Below are 18,876 nucleotides of genomic sequence, written 5' to 3'. Positions count from 1 at the left end.
CGCGCCTCGTTCGCGAGGCGCGCTTTCGGTTAGGGCGCTTGACGGGTTATCGGCCGCAATTAGCCGCAGCGTAGATCCAGTGTGAACGGAAATTCGAGGCTGCGCTCGGGCGGCGCCACTTCCACGGGCCCCGGCGTGTGGCCGGTCGTGAAGAAGCGGGCGCGTCGCCGGCTTTCGGCCTCGTAGGCGTTGACCGGAAACGTCTGATAATTGCGGCCGCCCGGATGCGCAACATGATACTGGCATCCGCCGATCGCGCGCGCGCTCCAGGTGTCGACGATATCGATCGTGAGCGGCGCGTGCACGCCGATGGTGGGGTGCAGCGACGCCGCCTGCTGCCACGCGCGAAAACGCACGCCCGCCACGCTCTCGCTCACGCGCCCGGTGGGCTGCAGCGGCAGCGCGCGGCCGTTCACGGTCACGACGTGGCGGCTTTCGTTGATGCCGAGCACGCGCACTTCGAGCCGCTCGACCGACGAATCGACGTAACGCACCGTGGTGCCGGCCCCGCCTTCTTCGCCCATCACGTGCCACGGTTCGAGCGCATGGCGCACCGAGAGCGCGATGCCGCTCGTCTGCAGTTCGCCCACCAGCGGGAAGCGGAATTCGAAGTGCGGCGCGAACCAGGCGGGGTCGAGCGCGAAGCCTGCCGCGGACGTTTCGGCGAGCACGTCGTCGAAATCCATCTGCACGAAGGTCGAAAGCATGAAGCGGTCGTGCAGCTCGGTGCCCCAGCGCGTGAGGCGCTGCGTGTACGGCGTCTTCCAGAAGCGCGCGACGAGCGCGCGCAGCAGCAGTTGCTGCGCGAGGCTCATGCGCGCGTGCGGCGGCATTTCGAAGCCGCGCAGCTCGAGCAGGCCGAGGCGCCCGGTCGGGCCGTCGGGCGAGTAGAGCTTGTCGATGCAGAACTCGGCGCGATGCGTGTTGCCGGTCACGTCGATGAGGATGTTGCGCAGCGTGCGGTCGATGAGCCAGGGCGGTACGCGCGGGCCGTCGTCGAAGGGGCTTCCGAAGCCGCGCAGCAGATCGACCTGACGCTGGATCTCGGCGAACGCGACCTCCAGTTCGTATACCTGATCGTTGCGCGCTTCGTCCACGCGCGGTGCCTGGCTCGTCGGCCCGATGAAGAGGCCCGAGAACAGGTAGGACAGCGACGGATGGTTGTGCCAGTAGGCCACGAGGCTCGCGAGCAGGTCGGGGCGGCGCAGGAACGGGCTGTCGGCGGGCGTGGCGCCGCCGAGCACGAGGTGATTGCCGCCGCCTGTGCCCGTGTGGCGGCCGTCCAGCATGAACTTTTCGGTGGAGAGCAGGGTTTCGTGCGCGGCCTGATAGAGGAATTCGGTGCGCTCGACCAGTTCGTCCCAGTTCGACGACGGGTGAATGTTCACCTCGATCACGCCGGGGTCGGGCGTGACCTGGAGCATTTTCAGACGCGGATCGCGCGGCGGCGGATAGCCTTCGATGACGACGGGCAGCGCGAGGTCGGCGGCGGTGGCTTCGACGGCGGCCAGCAGGTCGAGGTAATCGTCGAGTTCGGCGAGCGGCGGCATGAAGACGTGCAACTGGCCCTGCGCGCGGCCGAACGATGCGGCTTCGGCTTTCGGCCCAGCGGCGCGCGCCGGGTCGCGTGCTTCGACGCACAGTGCCGTGCGGTGGATCCAGGCGGCCGATTCGCCGCGCCCGGGGTAGCGGTTTGCATTGAGTTCGCCGGTGTTGCCCGCGCCTTCTGCGTAGGCGGCGCTGCCCGCGCCGCCCCCAGTCGCCGCCTTCGCAGCTTCGTCGAAGCCCGCCGCGTACTGCATGCGCAACTCGGCCGCGCTGCGCAGCGGCGCCGGCGCGGCGAACGGATCGCGCGCGTGCTGCCACGGGTAGTCGGCCGCCGCGACCCACGGCAGCGAATCGAGCGGCAAGCGATAGCCCATCGGCGAGTCGCCGGGAATCAGGTACATGCGCTCGTCGCGGAAGAACCACGGGCCGCTCACCCAGCGCGGACCCCGCAACCCGGGCTGGCCCGCCGGCGCCCCGGCGCGCTCGCATGCGAGCGGCAGCACGTAGCCCGTCACGGCATCGAGGCCCGCGTCGAACACGCGGCGCAGCCGCGTGCGCTCCAGCTCGTCGTCGAGACGCGAGTCGAACGGATCGACGTTCACGGGCAGGCGGCGCTCGCGCCACAGGTAATACCACGTGTCTTCGTAGGCCGCCTGCGCGTGCTGGGGATCGACCGCGAGCTTCGCGGCGAGGTGTGCGATGAAGCGCTGGGCATCCGCCGCCGTGTGATGGGCCGGCGAGCGCTCGTCGGCGAAGAGCGCGGGATCGCGCCAGCAGGGCTCGCCGTCCGCGCGCCAAAAGAGCGAAAGCGCCCAGCGCGGCAACTGCTCGCCCGGATACCACTTGCCCTGGCCGATATGCAGAAAGCCCAGCGCGCCATAGTGCGCCCGCAGCTTGTCCATCAGCGCGATGGCGTAGCGGCGCTTGGTCGGGCCGAGCGCGTCGGTGTTCCATTCGGGTGCGTCGCGGTCTCCGGCCGCCACGAAGGTCGGCTCGCCGCCCATCGTGAGACGCACGTCCTGGCCGGCGAGCGCGGCGTCCACCTGGACACCCATGGCGTGCATGTCGGCCCATTGCGCTTCGGTGTAGGGCTTCGTCACGCGCGGCGTTTCGAGTACGCGCGAAATCGACATCGAGTGCGAAAACTCGACTTCGCATTCGTCGAGCGCGCCCGCGATCGGTGCGGCGCTGCCGGGCTCCGGGGTGCATGCCACGGGAATGTGGCCTTCGCCCGCGAGCAGGCCCGAGGTCGGATCGAGCCCGATCCAGCCCGCGCCCGGCAGGTAGACCTCGCACCACGCGTGCAGGTCGGTGAAGTCGGCTTCGGCGCCGCGCGGACCGTCGATCGCCTTGACGTCGGGCGTGAGCTGCAGCAGATAACCCGAGACGAAGCGCGCCGCCAGGCCGAGCTGACGCAGCGTCTGCACGAGCAGCCAGCCCGTGTCGCGGCACGACCCGGAGCCTTTCTCCAGCGTTTCCTCGGGCGTCTGCACGCCGGGCTCCATGCGGATCAGGTAGCCGATCTCGCGTTGCAGGCGCTGGTTCAGATCGACGAGGAAGTCGATGGTCACGCGCGGCGTGCGATCGATCGTCTCGACGAACGCGGCGAAGCGCGGCGTCGGCTCGCCGTGCGCCAGATACGGCGCAAGCTCCGCGGCCAGCTCGGGCGCGTACACGAACGGAAAGCGCTCGGCGCTCGGTTCGAGAAAGAAGTCGAACGGGTTGTAGACCGCCATTTCCGCGACCAGATCGATGGTGACGCGGAATTCGCGCGTCGGCTCGGGAAACGCGAGCCGCGCCTGATAGTTGGCGAACGGGTCCTGCTGCCAGTTGACGAAATGACCGGCGGGCTCCACGCGCATCGAATACGAGAGGATGGGCGTGCGGCAGTGCGGCGCGGGGCGCAGGCGCACCACGTGAGGCGCGAGGCGCACGAGCCGGTCATAGCGATACTGCGTGACATGGTTTAACGCGACACGGATGGACACACCCGACTCCTCGATCGACGTGGATGGAACGGCGGAAAAGGGGCAAGCGGCGCACGGCGCAGCGCGCCTATGATGCGCATGGCGCAAGTGCGGGATGTGACAGCCGGGGTGACAACCGCGCCCATGCGCGTGCGCGGCACGCCGCGTGCTGCGCGAAGTGCTGCGGCCCGCGCGGCCTTCCCGGGAATGCGGCCATGAAGACCTTTCACTGCGACCACTGCAATCAGCTGGTGTTTTTCGAGAACGAGCGCTGCGAGCGTTGCGAGGCGCGCCTCGGCTACGTGCCGCAGACAGGCGAGATGCACGCGTTCGAGGATGCGGGCGAGGGCCGCTGGCGCAGCCTGAATGCGCGGGCCCAGGGTGCGCTCTTTCGCCAGTGCCACAACTACGCGGTCGAGAACGTCTGCAACGGCATGATCCCGGCCGATTCCGAAGACACGCTGTGCCGCGCCTGCCAGTTCACGCGCACGATCCCCAACCTCTCGCGGCCCGAGAACCGCCTGTACTGGTATCGCCTCGAGACGGCCAAGCGGCGCCTGCTCTACACGCTGGGGGCGCTCGGCCTGCCGCTCGTCACGCGCGCCGAAGACCCGGAACAGGGCCTGCAATTCGAGTTCCTCGAAGCAACGGGCGATGGCCGGCCGATCATGACGGGCCACGATCACGGCCTCATCACCATGAACATCGCCGAGGCCGACGACGCGCATCGCGAGCGCACGCGCGTGTCGCTGCACGAGCCGTATCGCACCATGCTGGGGCATTTCCGCCACGAGGTCGGCCACTACTATTTCGACCGTCTCATCGCGCAGGAGCCGGCGGGGCGCTGGCTCGAGCCGTTTCGCCGCCGTTTCGGCGACGAGCGCGCCGACTATGCGGCCGCGCTCGCCGCGCATTACGCCGCCGGCCCCGCGCCCGACTGGGCCGCGCGCCACGTGAGCGCGTATGCGTCCGTGCATCCCTGGGAGGACTGGGCCGAGACGTGGGCGCATTACCTGCATATCGTCGATACGCTCGACACGGCCACGGCCTGCGGCCTCGCGCTCTTGCCCGACAGCCCCGACGAGCCCACGCTCATCGACCAGACGCCGGTGGACGAGGCGAGCTTCGACAGCCTGATGGCGCGCTGGTTTGCGCTCACCTACGCGCTCAACAGCCTGAACCGCAGCCTCGGCATGCCCGACGGCTATCCGTTCGCGCTGGCCACGCCCGTCATCGACAAGTTGCGCTTCGTTCATCGCGTGATCTCGGCTTCGTCTTCGCGGCCGTGAACGTCCACGCGCCGCGCGAGTTCGTTGCTGCGCCGGCTCAGCGCTCCAGCACCCAGGTGTCCTTCGTGCCGCCGCCCTGCGAGGAATTGACCACGAGCGAGCCCTCGCGCAGCGCGACGCGCGTGAGCCCGCCCGGCACCATGCGGACTTCCTTGCCCGAGAGCACGAACGGGCGCAGGTCGATGTGGCGCGGCGCGACGCCTGTCTCGACCCACGTCGGGCAGGTGGAAAGCGAGAGCGTGGGCTGCGCGATGTACTTGTCCGGGTTCGCGACGAGTGCCGCGCGGAACGCCTCGATCTCGGCGCGCGTGGCAGCGGGACCGATCAGCATGCCGTAGCCGCCCGCGCCGTGCGTTTCCTTCACGACCAGTTCGTGCAGATGGTCGAGCACGTAGTGCAGGTCGTCGGCCTTGCGGCACATCCATGTGGGCACGTTCTTGAGCAGCGGTTCCTCGCCCAGATAGAAGCGCACCATGTCGGGCACGTAGGGGTAGATCGACTTGTCGTCGGCCACGCCCGTGCCCACCGCGTTGCACAGCGTCACGTTGCCTTTGCGGTAGACGTTCATGAGGCCCGCCGCGCCGAGCGCCGAGTCGGAGCGGAACACGAGCGGATCGAGAAAGTCGTCGTCCACGCGCCGGTAGATCACGTCCACGCGCTGCGGGCCCTGCGTCGTGCGCATATAGAGGTGGTCGTTCTCGACGAACAGGTCCTGGCCTTCCACGAGTTCGATGCCCATTTGCTGCGCGAGGAACGCGTGCTCGAAGTACGCCGAGTTGTACATGCCCGGCGTGAGCAGCACGACCGTGGGATTGTCCGAGCCCGAAGGCGCGGCGGCGCGCAGCGTGTCGAGCAGCAGGTCGGGGTAATGCGCGACGGGCGCCACGCGGTTGCGCACGAACAGATCGGGAAAGAGCCGCATCATCATCTTGCGGTTTTCCAGCATGTACGAGACGCCGGAGGGCACGCGCAGGTTGTCCTCGAGTACGTAGAACTCGCCCTCGCCAGCGCGCACGATATCGATGCCCGCGATATGCGCATAGATGTCGTGCGCGACGTTCACGCCCTGCATCTCGGGGCGGTACTGTGCGTTGCGGAAGATCTGGTCGGCGGGCACGATGCCGCGCTTCACGATCTCCTGCTCGTGATAGATGTCGTGGAGGAAGCGGTTGAGCGCGTTCACACGCTGGCGCAGGCCTCGCTCGAGCGTGTTCCACTCCTGGCGCTGGAAGATGCGCGGGATCACGTCGAACGGGATCGTGCGCTCGGTGCCCGCGCCCGTTTCGTCCTTTTCGCCATACACGGCGAAGGTGATGCCCACGCGCCGGAAGATGGCATCGGCTTCGGTGCGCTTCTTGAGCATCTGCTGCTCGCTCTGGCCGCGCATCCAGGCGAAAAATTCGCGATAGTGGGCGCGCGGCTCGCCGGCCTGCGCGAAGGCCGCGGCGGCCAGGCCCCGAACGTCGAACTCCCCGTACTCGAACATCTCGTTGAAGACTGTTTGCGTCATGCTCGTTTTTTCCGTTCGCTGTTCTTTGCGCTCGATGGTTCGTGTTGCTCCGCGCTTTTTCATCCTGTTCGGTGATCGGGCTGCATGGGGTCAATGCAACTTCCATGCCGGTGCCGGACCTGCGAGCGCAAGCCCTCATGCCCGATGCTGGTGCGCGGCGACGCTCAGAATTCCATATCCAGTTCGTCGATGTCCTCGGTCTCCGACTGGGCTGCCGCGATCCATTCCGCAACATAAGGCTGCTTGAGCACGCGCATGCAGTAGTCGCCGATGTCGGGGTCGATCGGCACGTCATAGGTAAGCAGGCGCGTGACGACGGGCGCATACATCGCGTCCGCCGCGCCGATCTCGCCGAAGAGCCACGGGCCGCCGTACTTCTGCAGGCATTCGCGCCAGATCGTCACGATGCGCCCGATATCGTCCTGCGCGCGCGACCAGACGCGAAAATTCGGGAAATGGCCGCGCAGGTTCATCGGCAGGGCGGAGCGCAATGCGCCGAAGCCCGAATGCATTTCCCCGCACACGGAGCGGCAGTGCGCGCGCGCCGTGCGGTCCGCGGGCAGCAACTGTGCCTGCGGCTGGATCTCGTTGAGGTATTCGCAGATCGCGAGCGTGTCCCAGACCGTGATGCCGTCGTGGCGCAGGCAGGGAACGAGGATGGAAGGCGAGAGCAGCAGCAGTTCGGCGCGCGTGGCCGCGTCGTCGAGCGGCACCGTCACCGTGTCGAATTCGAGTCCGGCGAGTCTGGCAAGCAGCCAGCCGCGCATGGACCACGACGAATAGTTCCGGCTGCTGATCGTCAGGGTCGTATTCGTCTGACTCATGGAAAGCTCCTGAACGGTGAGGACATGACGGCAAACAGGGCGACGCTCGGCAAGCCGCATGCACCGAATGCGCGCATCGCCGCTGCATGCACCGCTCACGCCAACTGGCCGCACTACATTGCGGCATGCAGGGGAACCATCCCGCCGCTTGCCGCGCAGCGCCCGCGCCGTGCCGCCACGGCGTGACGCGCCGGCCAGGGCACGAGGGCTCGCGCACCCTGCCCGGCAGGTGCAAGCACTGTGCCAATGCACGCTTCTGGCATATGTATTGCCTGCTTCACTTCGCGTTCAAGACAATCGGGATCTTTGCCAATGAACCTGCTCGCCTATCTGGCCTACCAGACGTTCGCGGACTTGACGAGGTTCGGGCGTACTACTGCGTCGTTCTCCCGCGCGGCGCTCGCGGCGTGGCCCGCGCTCGCCTGCGGCTTCGATACGCGCTATCTCGATGCGTGGTGCGAGCAGATCGAGCTTGCCGGGCTCTCGCACACGCGTCCGCCGTTCGAAATCGATGGGGTGGAGGTGGATGGCGTGCGCACGCCGGTGACCGAAGCGGTCGTCAAGCGCACGCCGTTCGCCTCGCTGCTGCACTTTCGCAAGGACGTTGCCACGCCGCAGCCGCGCGTGCTGCTCGTCGCTCCCATGTCGGGACACTTCGCGACGCTGCTGCGCGGCACCGTGCGCACCATGCTCGCCGACCACGACGTCTATATCACCGACTGGCACAACCCGCGCGACGTGCCTTTGTCGGCGGGGCGCTTCGGCTTCGACGAATACGTCGAGCACGTCATGTCCTTCATTCGGCGCATCGGCCCCGATGCGCATCTGGTGGCGATCTGCCAGCCAACGGTCGCGGCGCTCGCCGCCGTCTCGCTGATGGCCGCCGACAACGATCCCGCGCAGCCTGCGAGCATGACGCTGATGGCGGGACCGATCGATTGCCGGGTGAATCCCACCAAGGTCAACGAACTCGCCAACAGCAAGCCGATCACGTGGTTCGAGCGCAATCTGATCAGCGTGGTGCCAGGCGGTTTTCCAGGCGCGCAACGTCGCGTGTATCCGGGCTTCGTGCAGCTCAGTGCGTTCATGTCGATGAACCTGGAGCGTCATCTCGCTTCGTTCGAGGAGATGCGCCACGAGCGGGCGAAGGGCGACCCCGCGAGGGCGGATGCGCTCAACGTGTTCTACCGTGAGTACTTCGCCACGTCCGATCTCACCGCGGAGTTCTACCTGGAAACCGTCAGCTCGGTGTTTCAGGAATACGCCCTGCCGTTAGGCAAGCTCAAGGTGGGCGAGCGCCTCGTGGAACCGCACGCGATCCGCCGCACCGCGCTGCTCACGATCGAAGGCGAGAAGGACGATATCTGCGCAGTCGGCCAGACCGTTGCCGCCCATGACCTGTGCCGGGGGCTGCGCCCTTATATGAAGACGCATCATGTGCAGACGGGCGTGGGCCACTACGGCGTATTCAATGGCCGCCGCTGGGACACGCAGATTTACCCGCTCGTGCGCTCGACCATTCACGACCACGAACCGCGCGCACGGCGCATCGCGGCGCCGGAGGCGATGGGCGACGATCGGGTGACCCTGCGCGCGCTGCTCGATGCCGATGCGCATGCGGCCATGGCAATCAGCCGCGCTGCCGAAACGCAGCCCAAATAGGGCTTCTAGATTGCAGGGCCGGCTTGCCAGGGCGTCGGCGCGGGCACGGCGCAGGGCGCTTGCACATCGATCGACTTGAAGTCGGCGGGGCTCACGATTTCGAGGTACTCCATGTCGGGCGAGTAATCGAAGAGGTAATGGGCGATGCCCGGCGCCTGATGCACGCAGTCGCCCGCTTCGACGAGCGTTTCCTTGTCGCCGTACATGAAGCGCGCCCAGCCCTTGAGCATGATGACGATATGAAAGTCTGCCTCATGCCGGTGCCAGCCCGTGCCCAGTTCCGGCGCAAGATTTGCCCTGACGAGTTGCGCGACCACCTTGCCATGCGTGGCTTCAGCGATGCCCAGGTCACGATAGACAAAGAAGTCGCGCAGCCCGCCGCCCGTGTATGACGTGTCCTGCGGCTTGACGTGCGAAAAATCCGTGGCGAATGCGGTTTGCATGGCAGGTCTCCCGAGCGCAAAGGTTGAAGGGGCAACGGGTTTGGCAAGCACGAGGCGTTCCAGCGCGAGGCGGTGGACGTTTGCGTGCTGCAACCACGCATTGAGCGTTATATCGATTCCGTTATTCGTCACATAATAAATCCAGATTTCGGCCTCAATTTTGACTGACCACTATTCGACCTTCCCATTCCTGTTTCGGAGACCTCATGGCAACAAGATTCGCTGGCGCGGCGGCGCGCTCACTACGCCTCATGGCTGCGCTTTTCGCCACGCTCGGCGCCTGGGCCGCGTTGAGCCCCACTGCCGCCGTTGCGGCCCCGATGGGCGTTGCGTTCGTCTACCTCGGCAACCCCGGTGACGCAGGCTGGACCTACGCGCACGAACAGGGCGTCAAGGCGATCGAAGCGAAGTTCGGCGACAAGATCAAGGTCACGCGCGTCGAGAACGTGCCCGAATCCGCCGACTCGGAGCGCGTGTTTCGCGACCTGGCGAGCAAGGGCAACAAGATTATCGTGGGCTCCAGCTTCGGCTTTCAGGACTTCGAACTGAAGACGGCAAAGGATTATCCCGACGTCGTCTTCGAGCATGCGACGGGATACAAGAAGGCCGCGAACTTTGCGACCTATGACGTGCGCACGTACCAGAGCGCGTATCTGGCCGGTCTCGTCGGCGGCTATACGACGAAGACGAACACGCTCGGCTTTGTCGCCTCGGTGCCGGTGCCCGAAGTGGTGCGCAACATCGACGCCTTCACCATGGGCGCGCGTTCGGTCAATCCGAATGCGAAGGTCAAGGTCATCTGGATCAATAGCTGGTTCGATCCGGGCAAGGAGAAACAGGCGGCCGAAACGCTGATCGGCCAGGGCGCGGACGTGCTGATCCAGAACACCGACTCGACGGCGACGATGCAGACGGCCGAGCAGAAGAAAGTGCATGCGTTCGGTTGGGACTCCGACATGAAGAAGTTCGGCCCGAACGCCCAGCTGGGTGCTTGCGTGAGTTACTGGGGCGTCTATTACTCTCACCTGATCGAACAGGTGCAAGCGGGGACGTGGACCAACGCGCCGACGTGGTGGGGCCTCAAGGAAAAAGCCATCGACCTCGCCGACATCAATACCGCAGCCGTATCGCCTGCCGCGCAGAAGGCGCTCGCGCAAAAGCGCGACGACATCATCGCCGGCAAATTCGATCCGTTCGCGGGACCGATCAAGGATCAGAGCGGCGCGATCAAGGTGGCAGCGGGCACGTCGCTGCCCGACGCCGAGTTGCTGCGGCTGAACTGGTTCGTGCAGGGCGTGGACGGCGCGTTGCCGAAATAACCCCGCCAGCAAGGAGGAGACGCGTTTTGAGCCTGACCCTTTCCCCGCAACAGAACGCATCGGCATTCCCTGAGCAAGGGCTCGCGCCGACGCGCGAGCAGATCGTCCGCCATTTGCGGCGCGCGAGCGTGGTCGCGCAACGCGCGACGCAGTTGGGCCATCACCCGTTTGGCGCCATTCTCGTCGGGCCCGATCAGGAATCGGTTCTCATCGAACAGGGCAATGTCGATACCGTTAATCATGCGGAAGCCGTGCTCGCGCGCATCGCCGCGCTCAACTTCACGCCGCAATACTTGTGGACCTGCACGCTCTATACGACGGTCGAGCCGTGCTGCATGTGCGCGGGCACGGCCTATTGGGCGAACATCGGGCGCGTGGTGTTCGGCATGACCGAAGAGCGGCTGCTGCAGGCTACGGGCAATCACGCGGAGAACCCGACGATGAGTGTGTCGTCGCGTTATGTTTTCGATCATTGCCAGAAGCGCGTCGACCTGATCGGGCCCGTAGCCGAGGTCGAGGAGGAAGTGATGCAGGTGCAGCGCGCATTCTGGGGACACGCGTGAGCCGTGACTTCATGTCGTAATCGCGCGAACTTGCTCTGTCAGTCACCTGACCTATGCTTGATGCACCGGCGTACATTTGAACAGGAGAAAAGCAAATGAAAGCTCGGCGCATCTTTGCAGCCCTGTTGGCTGTATCGTTTGTCCTGGCGCTGCCAGCAACCGCGAGTTACGCATGCGACGGCACGGGTTATAACCAGTCAGGCGGCGCGGGAAAATGAAGCGGTGAGATAACTAGCCGCTTACCGGGAAAACAGGAAAACCGCCACCCGGAATCTTTTTGCACCGCCGCATCGGGTATGCTCATCCCCATCCATCTCATCGAATGAGAGAAACAGGGGAGCGAAGACATGCGGCGTGTGGTGTTCAATCAGAAGGGCGGCGTAGGCAAGTCAACGATCGTTTGCAATCTCGCTGCAATCAGCGCGAATGAGGGGCGGCGTACGCTCGTCATCGACCTCGACGCGCAGGCAAATTCGAGCCAGTACCTGCTCGGCGCGGCTTCCACCGACGCGAAGCCCAACGTCGCCGACTTCTTCGAAACCGCGCTGACGTTCAGCTTCCGCCCGGTCGAGGTCACGTCGTTCATTCATTCGACGCCCTTCGAGAATCTCGACGTGATGCCCGCGCATCCCGATCTCGACACGCTGCACGGAAAGCTCGAGTCGCGCTACAAGATCTACAAGCTGCGTGATGCGCTCAAGGAACTCGACATGTACGATGCGATTTACATCGACACGCCGCCCGCGCTGAACTTCTACACGCGCTCGGCGCTGATCGCGGTCGAGCGCTGTCTCATCCCATTCGACTGCGACGACTTCTCGCGCCGCGCACTCTATACGCTGCTCGAGAACGTGAAGGAAATTCAGCAGGATCACAATGCCGGGCTCACCGTCGAAGGCATCGTCATCAACCAGTTCCAGCCGCGCGCGAGCCTGCCGCAGAAACTCGTCGACGAACTTGTCGATGAAGGGCTGCCGGTGTTGTCGTCGCGGCTGTCTTCGTCAGTGAAGATTCGCGAATCGCATCAGCAGGCGAGGCCCGTCGTTCACCTCGATCCGGCGCACAAGCTCACACGCGAATTCGTCGCGCTCCATCGGGAATTGAGCGGGGCGTAAAGGGCAAGCGCGGACATCACCGGTTTACGCCCCCGGCGGAGTGTGCAAGTATCCCTCGCAGCGAGTCGCACCGAGACTCTTGCTCTCTTGCGAGGTTCAGAATGGACTGGAGGTTCTGGAAGATAGAGAAGCGCCAGGAAGCGGCGCGCAACTGGCCCGGCGATACGCATGAATCGATACGTCAACTCCTGAGCATGTACCAGGGCGCCGGCGCGCCGCCGTTCACGAACTGGGCCGCGCCCGGCATCGCATTCACGCCCGAAGTCGAATCGATCGCCCAAAATGGGGTCAAGGGCTATCAGCTCGCCCTCTGGTTCTGGCTCTTTGCTGAAAAGCACGGCACCATCGCGGCGAGAATGGTCCGCGAAACGTTCTGCCTGCTAGCCGATGCGGCGCAGCCGGCGTCGGGGGACGCGATCGATGCGCTCCTCGATCAGGAAAACCGTCTCGCGCACGCTGTCGAGACGATTTCCGCCGGGCAGCGGGCGTTCAGCCTGGAAGGCCTGAGCATCGAGCTGCCGATGGAATTCTTTCTGGCCACCGGCACGCTCAGGCTCAGGCCCGATTCGCCTTATGCGGGGGATGCGGCCGCCTCCCTGCAAGGCAACGACTACAAGCTGGCGGACTGCTTTCGCCATGCGACTGACGAAGCGCTGGCCGTTTTCCGGCCGATGATCCAGGCGGTCGGGTTCGACGCGAAATCGTTGCCCAACTGGAAATGGAGCGCCCGTCCGGGTGCGGCGGAGCGGCATCTGCAGCGGCGCTACGGCAATCCGCTCTTTCCGCTGCACCGGCAGATGGTGACGGCGCACGACGTGCATGAGGCGCGTCTTGCCGACAACCAGGCGCTGCAGGATATTCGCAACGAACTCAATGAAGTGAGGCGCGCTTTCTTCGAAAAGCCGGAGTTGCCGTTGAACTGGCTGGCGTACCTCGAGGGCTACCGGGACGAGGTGGACAGGCTGGATGAACGCCGGCTCGTTGCGGGCGGGCAGAACGCTGCGCTCGGCGATGCGATAGCGGCGCTGCGTGCCGACATTCTGGCGCCGTGGCGCGCCGAGATTCAGAAGAATCGCCACAGCCTCGCCACGCTCGAACAGGACGAGGCGCGCAGGGCCGAGCGGCGCGCACTGCTGTACGGCTGCGACTGGACCGCGCAACTGCTGAGTCACGGCTCGCTGATCCCGCCGGACGAAGTCGTTCCCGCTTTGCTGAGCGAATCGCCACCGGACCTGGAGCGGGCCGTGACCGGTCTGCAGTCGGAGCCGCGCCTGCACGAAACGCTCGCTCACTGCCGGGCCGTTGCGCATCGGCTCGTGAACGAGCTGCGCGCGGCGGGTCACAACTTCCCCGATATGACCGACAAGCTGCGCATTCTGGACGGCTCGTTCGACGCTCCCCTGAACGGCCCGCAGGACCGGCCGCTCGACGGCGCGCCGGGACAGCTGCCAGCCTGAAGTTCGAGGCGCCCGTTACGAATCTGAGCAGGCCCTGGCGTCAGGTTTTCAGCCGGTAGCCCGTCTTGAAGATCCACGCGGTGATGGCGAGGAACAAGGCGAGAAAGGCGGCTGTCATGCCGAGACTCACGCCGACGTCGACATCCGCGAGCCCGTAAAAGCTCCAGCGAAAACCGCTGATGAGATAGACGATCGGATTGAATAGTGTGATCACCTTCCACGCCGTCGGCAGCATGTCGACCGAGTAGAAGGCGCCGCCGAGGAAGGTCAGCGGCGTGATGACGAGGAGCGGCACGATCTGCAGCTTCTCGAAGTTGTCCGCCCAGATGCCGATGATGAAACCGAGCAGGCTGAACGTGACCGCGGTGAGCAGCAGGAACAGCGCCATCCACACGGGATGCTGGATCTGGATCGGCACGAAGAGCGCCGCGGTCGCGAGGATGATGAGCCCGAGCACGACCGACTTGGTCGCCGCCGCGCCGACATAGCTGACCACGATTTCGAGGTACGACACGGGCGCCGAGAGCAGTTCGTAGATCGTGCCCGTGAAGCGCGGGAAGTAGATGCCGAACGACGCGTTCGAGATGCTCTGCGAGAGCAGCGACAACATGATCAGGCCCGGCACGATGAACGCGCCGTAGCTGACGCCGTTCACTTCCTTGATGCGCGAGCCGATAGCGGAGCCGAATACGATGAAGTAGAGCGAGGTCGAAATGACCGGCGCAACAATGCTCTGCATCAGCGTGCGCCGCGTGCGCGCCATTTCGAAGCGGTAGATGGCGCGAATTGCGTAGTGGTTCATCGGGAGGTTACCTGTCTTTTGCCGTCTTCCGCGACTGAAGCTGGGGCGGGCCGCGAGGGGGCCGCCGGATCTTTGTGGACGAGACTCACGAAGATGTCCTCCAGCGAACTCTGGCTCGTTTTCAGGTCCGTGAAGCCGATGCCGGCTTCGTTCAGGTTCTTCAGCAGCGTGATGATGTCGTTGCGTTCGTTCTCGCTGTCGTAGGTATAGACGAGTTCGGCGCCGCTGCCGGCCAGCTCCAGCCCCCAGGCGGCGAGGCCGTCCGGAATGGCGCTCAGCGGAGCGTCGAGCTGCAACGTCAGCTGTTTGCGGCCGAGCTTGCGCATGAGCACGTCCTTGTGCTCGACGAGCATGATCTTGCCCGCGTCGATGACGCCGATGCGGTCGGCCATTTCCTCCGCCTCGTCGATGTAGTGCGTCGTCAGGATGATCGTCACGCCATTCGCCTTGAGCCCGCGCACGAGTTCCCACATGTCGCGGCGCAGCTCGACGTCCACCCCCGCCGTCGGTTCGTCCAGAAACAGGACCTGCGGCTCGTGCGCGAGCGCCTTCGCGATCAGCACGCGGCGTTTCATGCCGCCCGAGAGCGTCATGATCTTGTTGTTGCGCTTCTCCCACAGCGAGAGGTCGCGCAGCACGCGCTCGACATACGCGGGGTTGGACGGCTTGCCGAACAGGCCGCGGCTAAACGATACGGTGGCCCAGACCGTTTCGAACGCGTCGGTCGTCAGTTCCTGAGGCACGAGGCCGATCAGCGAGCGCGCGGCGCGGTAGTCGGCGACGATATCGTGACCGGCCACGCGCACACTGCCTTCGCTCGCATTGACGATGCCGCAGACGATGCTGATCAGCGTCGTCTTGCCCGCGCCGTTCGGCCCCAGCAGCGCGAAGATCTCGCCCCGCGCGATGTCCAGATTGACGTTCGTGAGCGCCCGGAGTCCCGACGCATAGACTTTCGAGAGATTCTCGACAGAGAGGATCGTTTGCATGTGCGTGACATTACCAGAAGCGGGCAAAAGACATCGCGCGGACCCACGCGGGACATCGGACATCCCCAGGGAAAACCCTCTCGTCTCATTCCCATTCGTTGGGAATCGTATTTTTGATTTCCGGGAGTGACGTGGCATGCTGAGCGCATCAATTCAGCTTTCGTCTTCCAGGTGAAACAGGACCCCGGCGTTACCGGCGCAGAGCGCCTGCTACTCGTGCTTTCGGCACTCGCGAGCCGCGGCAAGGCAATGTCCGCGAAGGACATGCTCGCGGCTACGGGGCTCGCGCAAAGCACGCTTTATCGCCAGGTCGCGGTGCTCAAGCGCTGGGGCTTCGTGACCGAAGATGCCGGCTACTACGCGCCGGGCCCCATCAGTCTGCAGCTCGCGCTCGGCTTCGACGTCAATTCGCTGCTCGTCGAATCGAGCCGCGAAGGCATGCTGCAACTCGCGCAGACCTCGCAGGAGAGCGTTGGGCTCGTCGTCGCCGTGAACGACCAGGTGGTCTGCCTCGAAATGGTCGAAAGCACGCATTCGCTGCGCTGTTCGTTCGAGAAGGGGCGCGCGGTGCCGCTCAAGGCCGGGGCGTCGGCCAGGTCGTTGCTCGCGTTCATGCATGACAAGGCGCGCGGCGAGACGCTCGAGCGCATCTTCGCCGGCGACTCTCGGGGCCGCGCCGCCATGGAAACGGAACTGGAGCAGATTCGCGCGCGCGGCTACGCGGTGAGCGAAAGCGAAGTCGACCCCGGCGTATGGGGCGTGAGTGCGCCTGTGTTCCGGCGCGTTGCGCGCGGCGTGCTCGCCAACGCATCGATTACCTTGATGGCGCCGTCCTCGCGCGTGGCGGGCCGCGAGCGGCAGCTCGCCGACTGGACCTTGCGCACCGCGCACGCCATCTCCGCCCGCCTGCAGACCGATTGACCGCAACGCACGACGACAAAGAACGAAGCCCAAAACCGCAGCGTCCCGACAAACCACACAGGAGTCCAACATGAAACTGCACAACCTGCTGTCCGCCACGTGCGTCGCCCTCGCGATGTTCGCCGCCGCCGCACCCGGCACCGCGAGCGCGCAGGCGCAGAACGTCCTCCAGGTCGCGACTGATGCGACGTTCCCGCCGATGGAGTTCACGGAAAACGGTCAGCGCACCGGGTTCGACGTCGACCTGATGAACGCGCTCGCCAAGGCAATGGGCAAGCAGATCCAGTGGACCGACATCGACTTCAAGGGGCTGATTCCGGGTCTCATCGCGCATCGCTTCGACGCTGCGATCTCCGGCATCTACATCACGCCTGAACGCAGCCAGGTGGTGGACTTCACGCAGCCGTATTTCGCGGGCGGCCTCGTTGCGCTCGTGAAGGCCGATTCGCCCATCAAGACGCTCGCCGATCTCGACGGCAAGAAGGTCTCGGTGCAGGTCGGCACGAAGTCGGTGAACTTCCTGCGCGACAACTACCCGAAGGTGACGCGCGTCGAGGTCGAGAAGAACCAGGAAATGTTCGACCTCGTCGGCATTGGCCGCGCCGACGCCGCCGTGACCGGCAAGCCCGCCGCGTACCAGTTTGCCCGCACGCGCGCGGGATTTCGCGTGCTCGACACGGAACTGACGAAGGAGGCCTATGGCATTGCCGTGCGCAAGGACGAACCGCAACTGCGCGATGCGCTGAATGCCGCGCTTGCGAAGATCAAGGCGGACGGCACCTACGCCCAGATCGTGAACAAGTGGTTCGGCACGAGTTCGAAGTGACCCGGCGGATCTGATCGATGCAACTCGACTTCTCTCCGGCTATCGCCGGCTGGGCCGACATCGCACACGGCGCGCTGGTGACGGTGGAAGTGACCGCTGCCGCGCTCGTGCTCAGCTGCATGCTCGGGCTCCTGATCGGCATCGGCCGGCTCGCGCCGCAACGGCGGCTCATTTACGGCTTCTGCACGGGCTACCTCGTGTTCTTTCGCGGCACGCCGCTGCTCGTGCAGCTGTTCCTGCTGTTCTTCGGACTGCCGCAGTTCAACATCCTGCTGCCGGCGTTCGTCTGCGGCATGCTGGGGCTGGGGCTCTATTCGGCGGCCTATGTCTCGGAGATCGTGCGCGGCGCGATCCAGTCCGTCGATCGCGGGCAGATGGAAGCCGCGCGTTCGATCGGCATGTCGGCGGCGCAGGCCATGCGCGCGATCATCCTGCCGCAGGCCGTGGTTCGCATGATTCCGCCGCTCGGCAACGAATTCATCGCGCTCATCAAGAATTCCGCGCTGGTCTCGCTGCTGACGATCGACGACCTGATGCATGAAGGCCAGAAGATCATCAGTGTTTCGTATCGCTCGCTGGAGGTGTACCTCGTGATTGCGCTCGTCTATCTCGTGCTCACGCAGACGACAAATTATGCGCTGCATCGCGTCGAGCGCCGCTTGCGCGCGGGAGGGATGGTGCAATGAGCGCGAAACAGGATCCGATCGTCAGCATTCGCGGGCTCAAGAAGTCGTTTGGCTCGCACCTCGTGCTCAACGGCATCGACTTCGACATTCAGCCGCAACAGGTGGTCGTGGTGATCGGCCCGAGCGGATCGGGCAAGAGCACGTTCCTGCGCTGCTGCAACGGGCTCGAGCAGCCCGAGGGCGGCACCATCGATATCTGCGGTCATCGCCTCGTCGAAAACGGCGCGATGCTCAAGGACCGCGCGCTCAATGCGCTGCGTACCGAAGTCGGCATGGTGTTCCAGTCGTTCAACCTGTTTCCGCACCTCTCGGTGCTGCACAACATCACGGTTGGGCCGCGCATGCTGCGCGGGGCATCGAAGGCGCAAGCCGAGTCCGCCGCGCTTGCGCTGCTCGAAAAAGTCGGGCTCGCGCACAAGGCGCATGGGATGCCGGCGAGCCTTTCGGGCGGGCAGAAGCAGCGTGTAGCCATTGCGCGCGCGCTTGCCATGCAGCCGCGCGTGATGCTGTTCGACGAGCCGACTTCGGCGCTCGACCCGGAACTGGTCGGCGAGGTCTTGCAGGTCATGAAGCTGCTGGCTTCCGAGGGCATGACCATGGTGGTCGTCACGCACGAGATGGGCTTCGCAAAGGAAGTGGCCGATGTCGTGGTCGTGATGGATGGCGGCGAGATCGTCGAGGCGGGACCGCCTTCGACGATCTTCACCGCGCCGGCACAACCGCGCACGCGCAGTTTCCTGCAAGCGGTGTTGTCGCGCGCATGAACCGCTCGTCCGTACCGTCACAATCGATATCGCGCGGGCCTGATTCGAGGGGCGCGCTGATTCCCCCGCTTTCCATGACGAATGCGCTCTTCGCGGACCATGCTTACCTGCCCGACGGCTGGCGCCGCAACGTGCTGCTCGAATGGGACGCCGCGGGCACGTTGCGCAACGTGACGCCCGATCTCGCGGAT

The 18,876-nt window shown here is 65.2% G+C and carries 17 protein-coding genes; 11 read left to right on the top strand and 6 right to left on the bottom strand.

What is annotated here, in order from left to right:
• Positions 1-59: 59 nt before the first annotated feature.
• On the bottom strand, positions 60-3,536 hold the full coding sequence (locus BHE01S_RS29265) for a transglutaminase family protein (protein WP_042270140.1): 3,477 nt from the start codon (positions 3,534-3,536) through the stop codon (positions 60-62).
• A 194-nt stretch (positions 3,537-3,730) separates the two neighbouring features.
• On the opposite strand from BHE01S_RS29265, the gene BHE01S_RS29260 reads away from it, so the two are divergent.
• Entirely contained in the window at positions 3,731-4,804 is a 1,074-nt protein-coding gene (locus BHE01S_RS29260) for a zinc-binding metallopeptidase family protein (RefSeq protein ID WP_042270137.1), read from the top strand.
• A 37-nt stretch (positions 4,805-4,841) separates the two neighbouring features.
• Here the strand turns inward: BHE01S_RS29260 and BHE01S_RS29255 are convergent, their stop codons facing one another.
• Both BHE01S_RS29255 and BHE01S_RS29250 read right to left on the bottom strand, forming a co-directional pair.
• On the bottom strand, positions 4,842-6,290 hold the full coding sequence (locus BHE01S_RS29255; RefSeq protein ID WP_407669568.1) for a circularly permuted type 2 ATP-grasp protein: 1,449 nt from the start codon (positions 6,288-6,290) through the stop codon (positions 4,842-4,844).
• 188 nt (positions 6,291-6,478) lie between these two features.
• Positions 6,479-7,138 carry a glutathione S-transferase family protein gene (locus BHE01S_RS29250; protein ID WP_042270134.1) on the bottom strand — a complete coding sequence of 220 codons (660 nt, stop codon included), beginning with the start codon at positions 7,136-7,138 and terminating at the stop codon, positions 6,479-6,481.
• A 24-nt stretch (positions 7,139-7,162) separates the two neighbouring features.
• On the opposite strand from BHE01S_RS29250, the gene BHE01S_RS38105 reads away from it, so the two are divergent.
• The gene (locus BHE01S_RS38105; protein WP_157025706.1) at positions 7,163-7,324 is read left to right on the top strand and encodes a hypothetical protein; all 162 of its coding nucleotides are present in this window, start codon (positions 7,163-7,165) and stop codon (positions 7,322-7,324) included.
• A 126-nt stretch (positions 7,325-7,450) separates the two neighbouring features.
• Complete coding sequence (locus BHE01S_RS29245; protein ID WP_042270132.1) at positions 7,451-8,800, top strand: polyhydroxyalkanoate depolymerase; 1,350 nt, start codon at positions 7,451-7,453, stop codon at positions 8,798-8,800.
• A gap of 5 nt (positions 8,801-8,805) precedes the next feature.
• On the opposite strand, the gene BHE01S_RS29240 is transcribed toward BHE01S_RS29245, so the two are convergent.
• Entirely contained in the window at positions 8,806-9,243 is a 438-nt protein-coding gene (locus tag BHE01S_RS29240) for a cupin domain-containing protein (RefSeq protein ID WP_042270130.1), read from the bottom strand.
• Between the two features lie 206 nt (positions 9,244-9,449).
• On the opposite strand from BHE01S_RS29240, the gene BHE01S_RS29235 reads away from it, so the two are divergent.
• The 4 genes from BHE01S_RS29235 to BHE01S_RS29220 all read left to right on the top strand — a co-directional run bounded on the left by BHE01S_RS29235 (position 9,450) and on the right by BHE01S_RS29220 (position 13,697).
• Entirely contained in the window at positions 9,450-10,562 is a 1,113-nt protein-coding gene (locus tag BHE01S_RS29235) for a BMP family ABC transporter substrate-binding protein (protein WP_042270128.1), read from the top strand.
• A gap of 26 nt (positions 10,563-10,588) precedes the next feature.
• Positions 10,589-11,125, top strand: a complete 537-nt coding sequence (locus BHE01S_RS29230) for a nucleoside deaminase (RefSeq protein WP_042270126.1) — start codon at positions 10,589-10,591, stop codon at positions 11,123-11,125.
• A gap of 347 nt (positions 11,126-11,472) precedes the next feature.
• Entirely contained in the window at positions 11,473-12,240 is a 768-nt protein-coding gene (locus BHE01S_RS29225; RefSeq protein ID WP_042270124.1) for a ParA family protein, read from the top strand.
• 101 nt (positions 12,241-12,341) lie between these two features.
• A complete protein-coding gene (locus BHE01S_RS29220) occupies positions 12,342-13,697 on the top strand; it encodes a hypothetical protein (RefSeq protein WP_042270122.1) in 1,356 nt (451 codons plus the stop codon).
• Positions 13,698-13,737: 40 nt separating this feature from the next.
• Here the strand turns inward: BHE01S_RS29220 and BHE01S_RS29215 are convergent, their stop codons facing one another.
• Both BHE01S_RS29215 and BHE01S_RS29210 read right to left on the bottom strand, forming a co-directional pair.
• Entirely contained in the window at positions 13,738-14,499 is a 762-nt protein-coding gene (locus BHE01S_RS29215) for an ABC transporter permease (protein WP_042270119.1), read from the bottom strand.
• Entirely contained in the window at positions 14,496-15,488 is a 993-nt protein-coding gene (locus tag BHE01S_RS29210; RefSeq protein WP_084069352.1) for an ABC transporter ATP-binding protein, read from the bottom strand. The genes BHE01S_RS29215 and BHE01S_RS29210 overlap by 4 nt, the downstream gene beginning before the upstream one ends.
• A 171-nt stretch (positions 15,489-15,659) precedes the next feature.
• Between BHE01S_RS29210 and BHE01S_RS29205 the strand changes: the two genes are divergently transcribed.
• The 4 genes from BHE01S_RS29205 to BHE01S_RS29190 all read left to right on the top strand — a co-directional run bounded on the left by BHE01S_RS29205 (position 15,660) and on the right by BHE01S_RS29190 (position 18,685).
• Positions 15,660-16,409 carry an IclR family transcriptional regulator gene (locus BHE01S_RS29205; RefSeq protein ID WP_042270245.1) on the top strand — a complete coding sequence of 250 codons (750 nt, stop codon included), beginning with the start codon at positions 15,660-15,662 and terminating at the stop codon, positions 16,407-16,409.
• A 70-nt stretch (positions 16,410-16,479) separates the two neighbouring features.
• Complete coding sequence (locus tag BHE01S_RS29200; RefSeq protein WP_042270117.1) at positions 16,480-17,235, top strand: transporter substrate-binding domain-containing protein; 756 nt, start codon at positions 16,480-16,482, stop codon at positions 17,233-17,235.
• A 17-nt stretch (positions 17,236-17,252) separates the two neighbouring features.
• On the top strand, positions 17,253-17,921 hold the full coding sequence (locus BHE01S_RS29195) for an amino acid ABC transporter permease (RefSeq protein ID WP_042270114.1): 669 nt from the start codon (positions 17,253-17,255) through the stop codon (positions 17,919-17,921).
• A complete protein-coding gene (locus BHE01S_RS29190) occupies positions 17,918-18,685 on the top strand; it encodes an amino acid ABC transporter ATP-binding protein (RefSeq protein WP_042270112.1) in 768 nt (255 codons plus the stop codon). Before BHE01S_RS29195 ends, BHE01S_RS29190 begins: the two co-directional genes overlap by 4 nt.
• Positions 18,686-18,876 lie beyond the last annotated feature (191 nt).

The sequence above is a fragment of the Paraburkholderia heleia NBRC 101817 genome (assembly GCF_000739775.1).
GTDB classification, from domain to species: Bacteria; Pseudomonadota; Gammaproteobacteria; order Burkholderiales; family Burkholderiaceae; genus Paraburkholderia; species Paraburkholderia heleia.
This window is presented reverse-complemented; position numbering and strand designations above follow the sequence as displayed.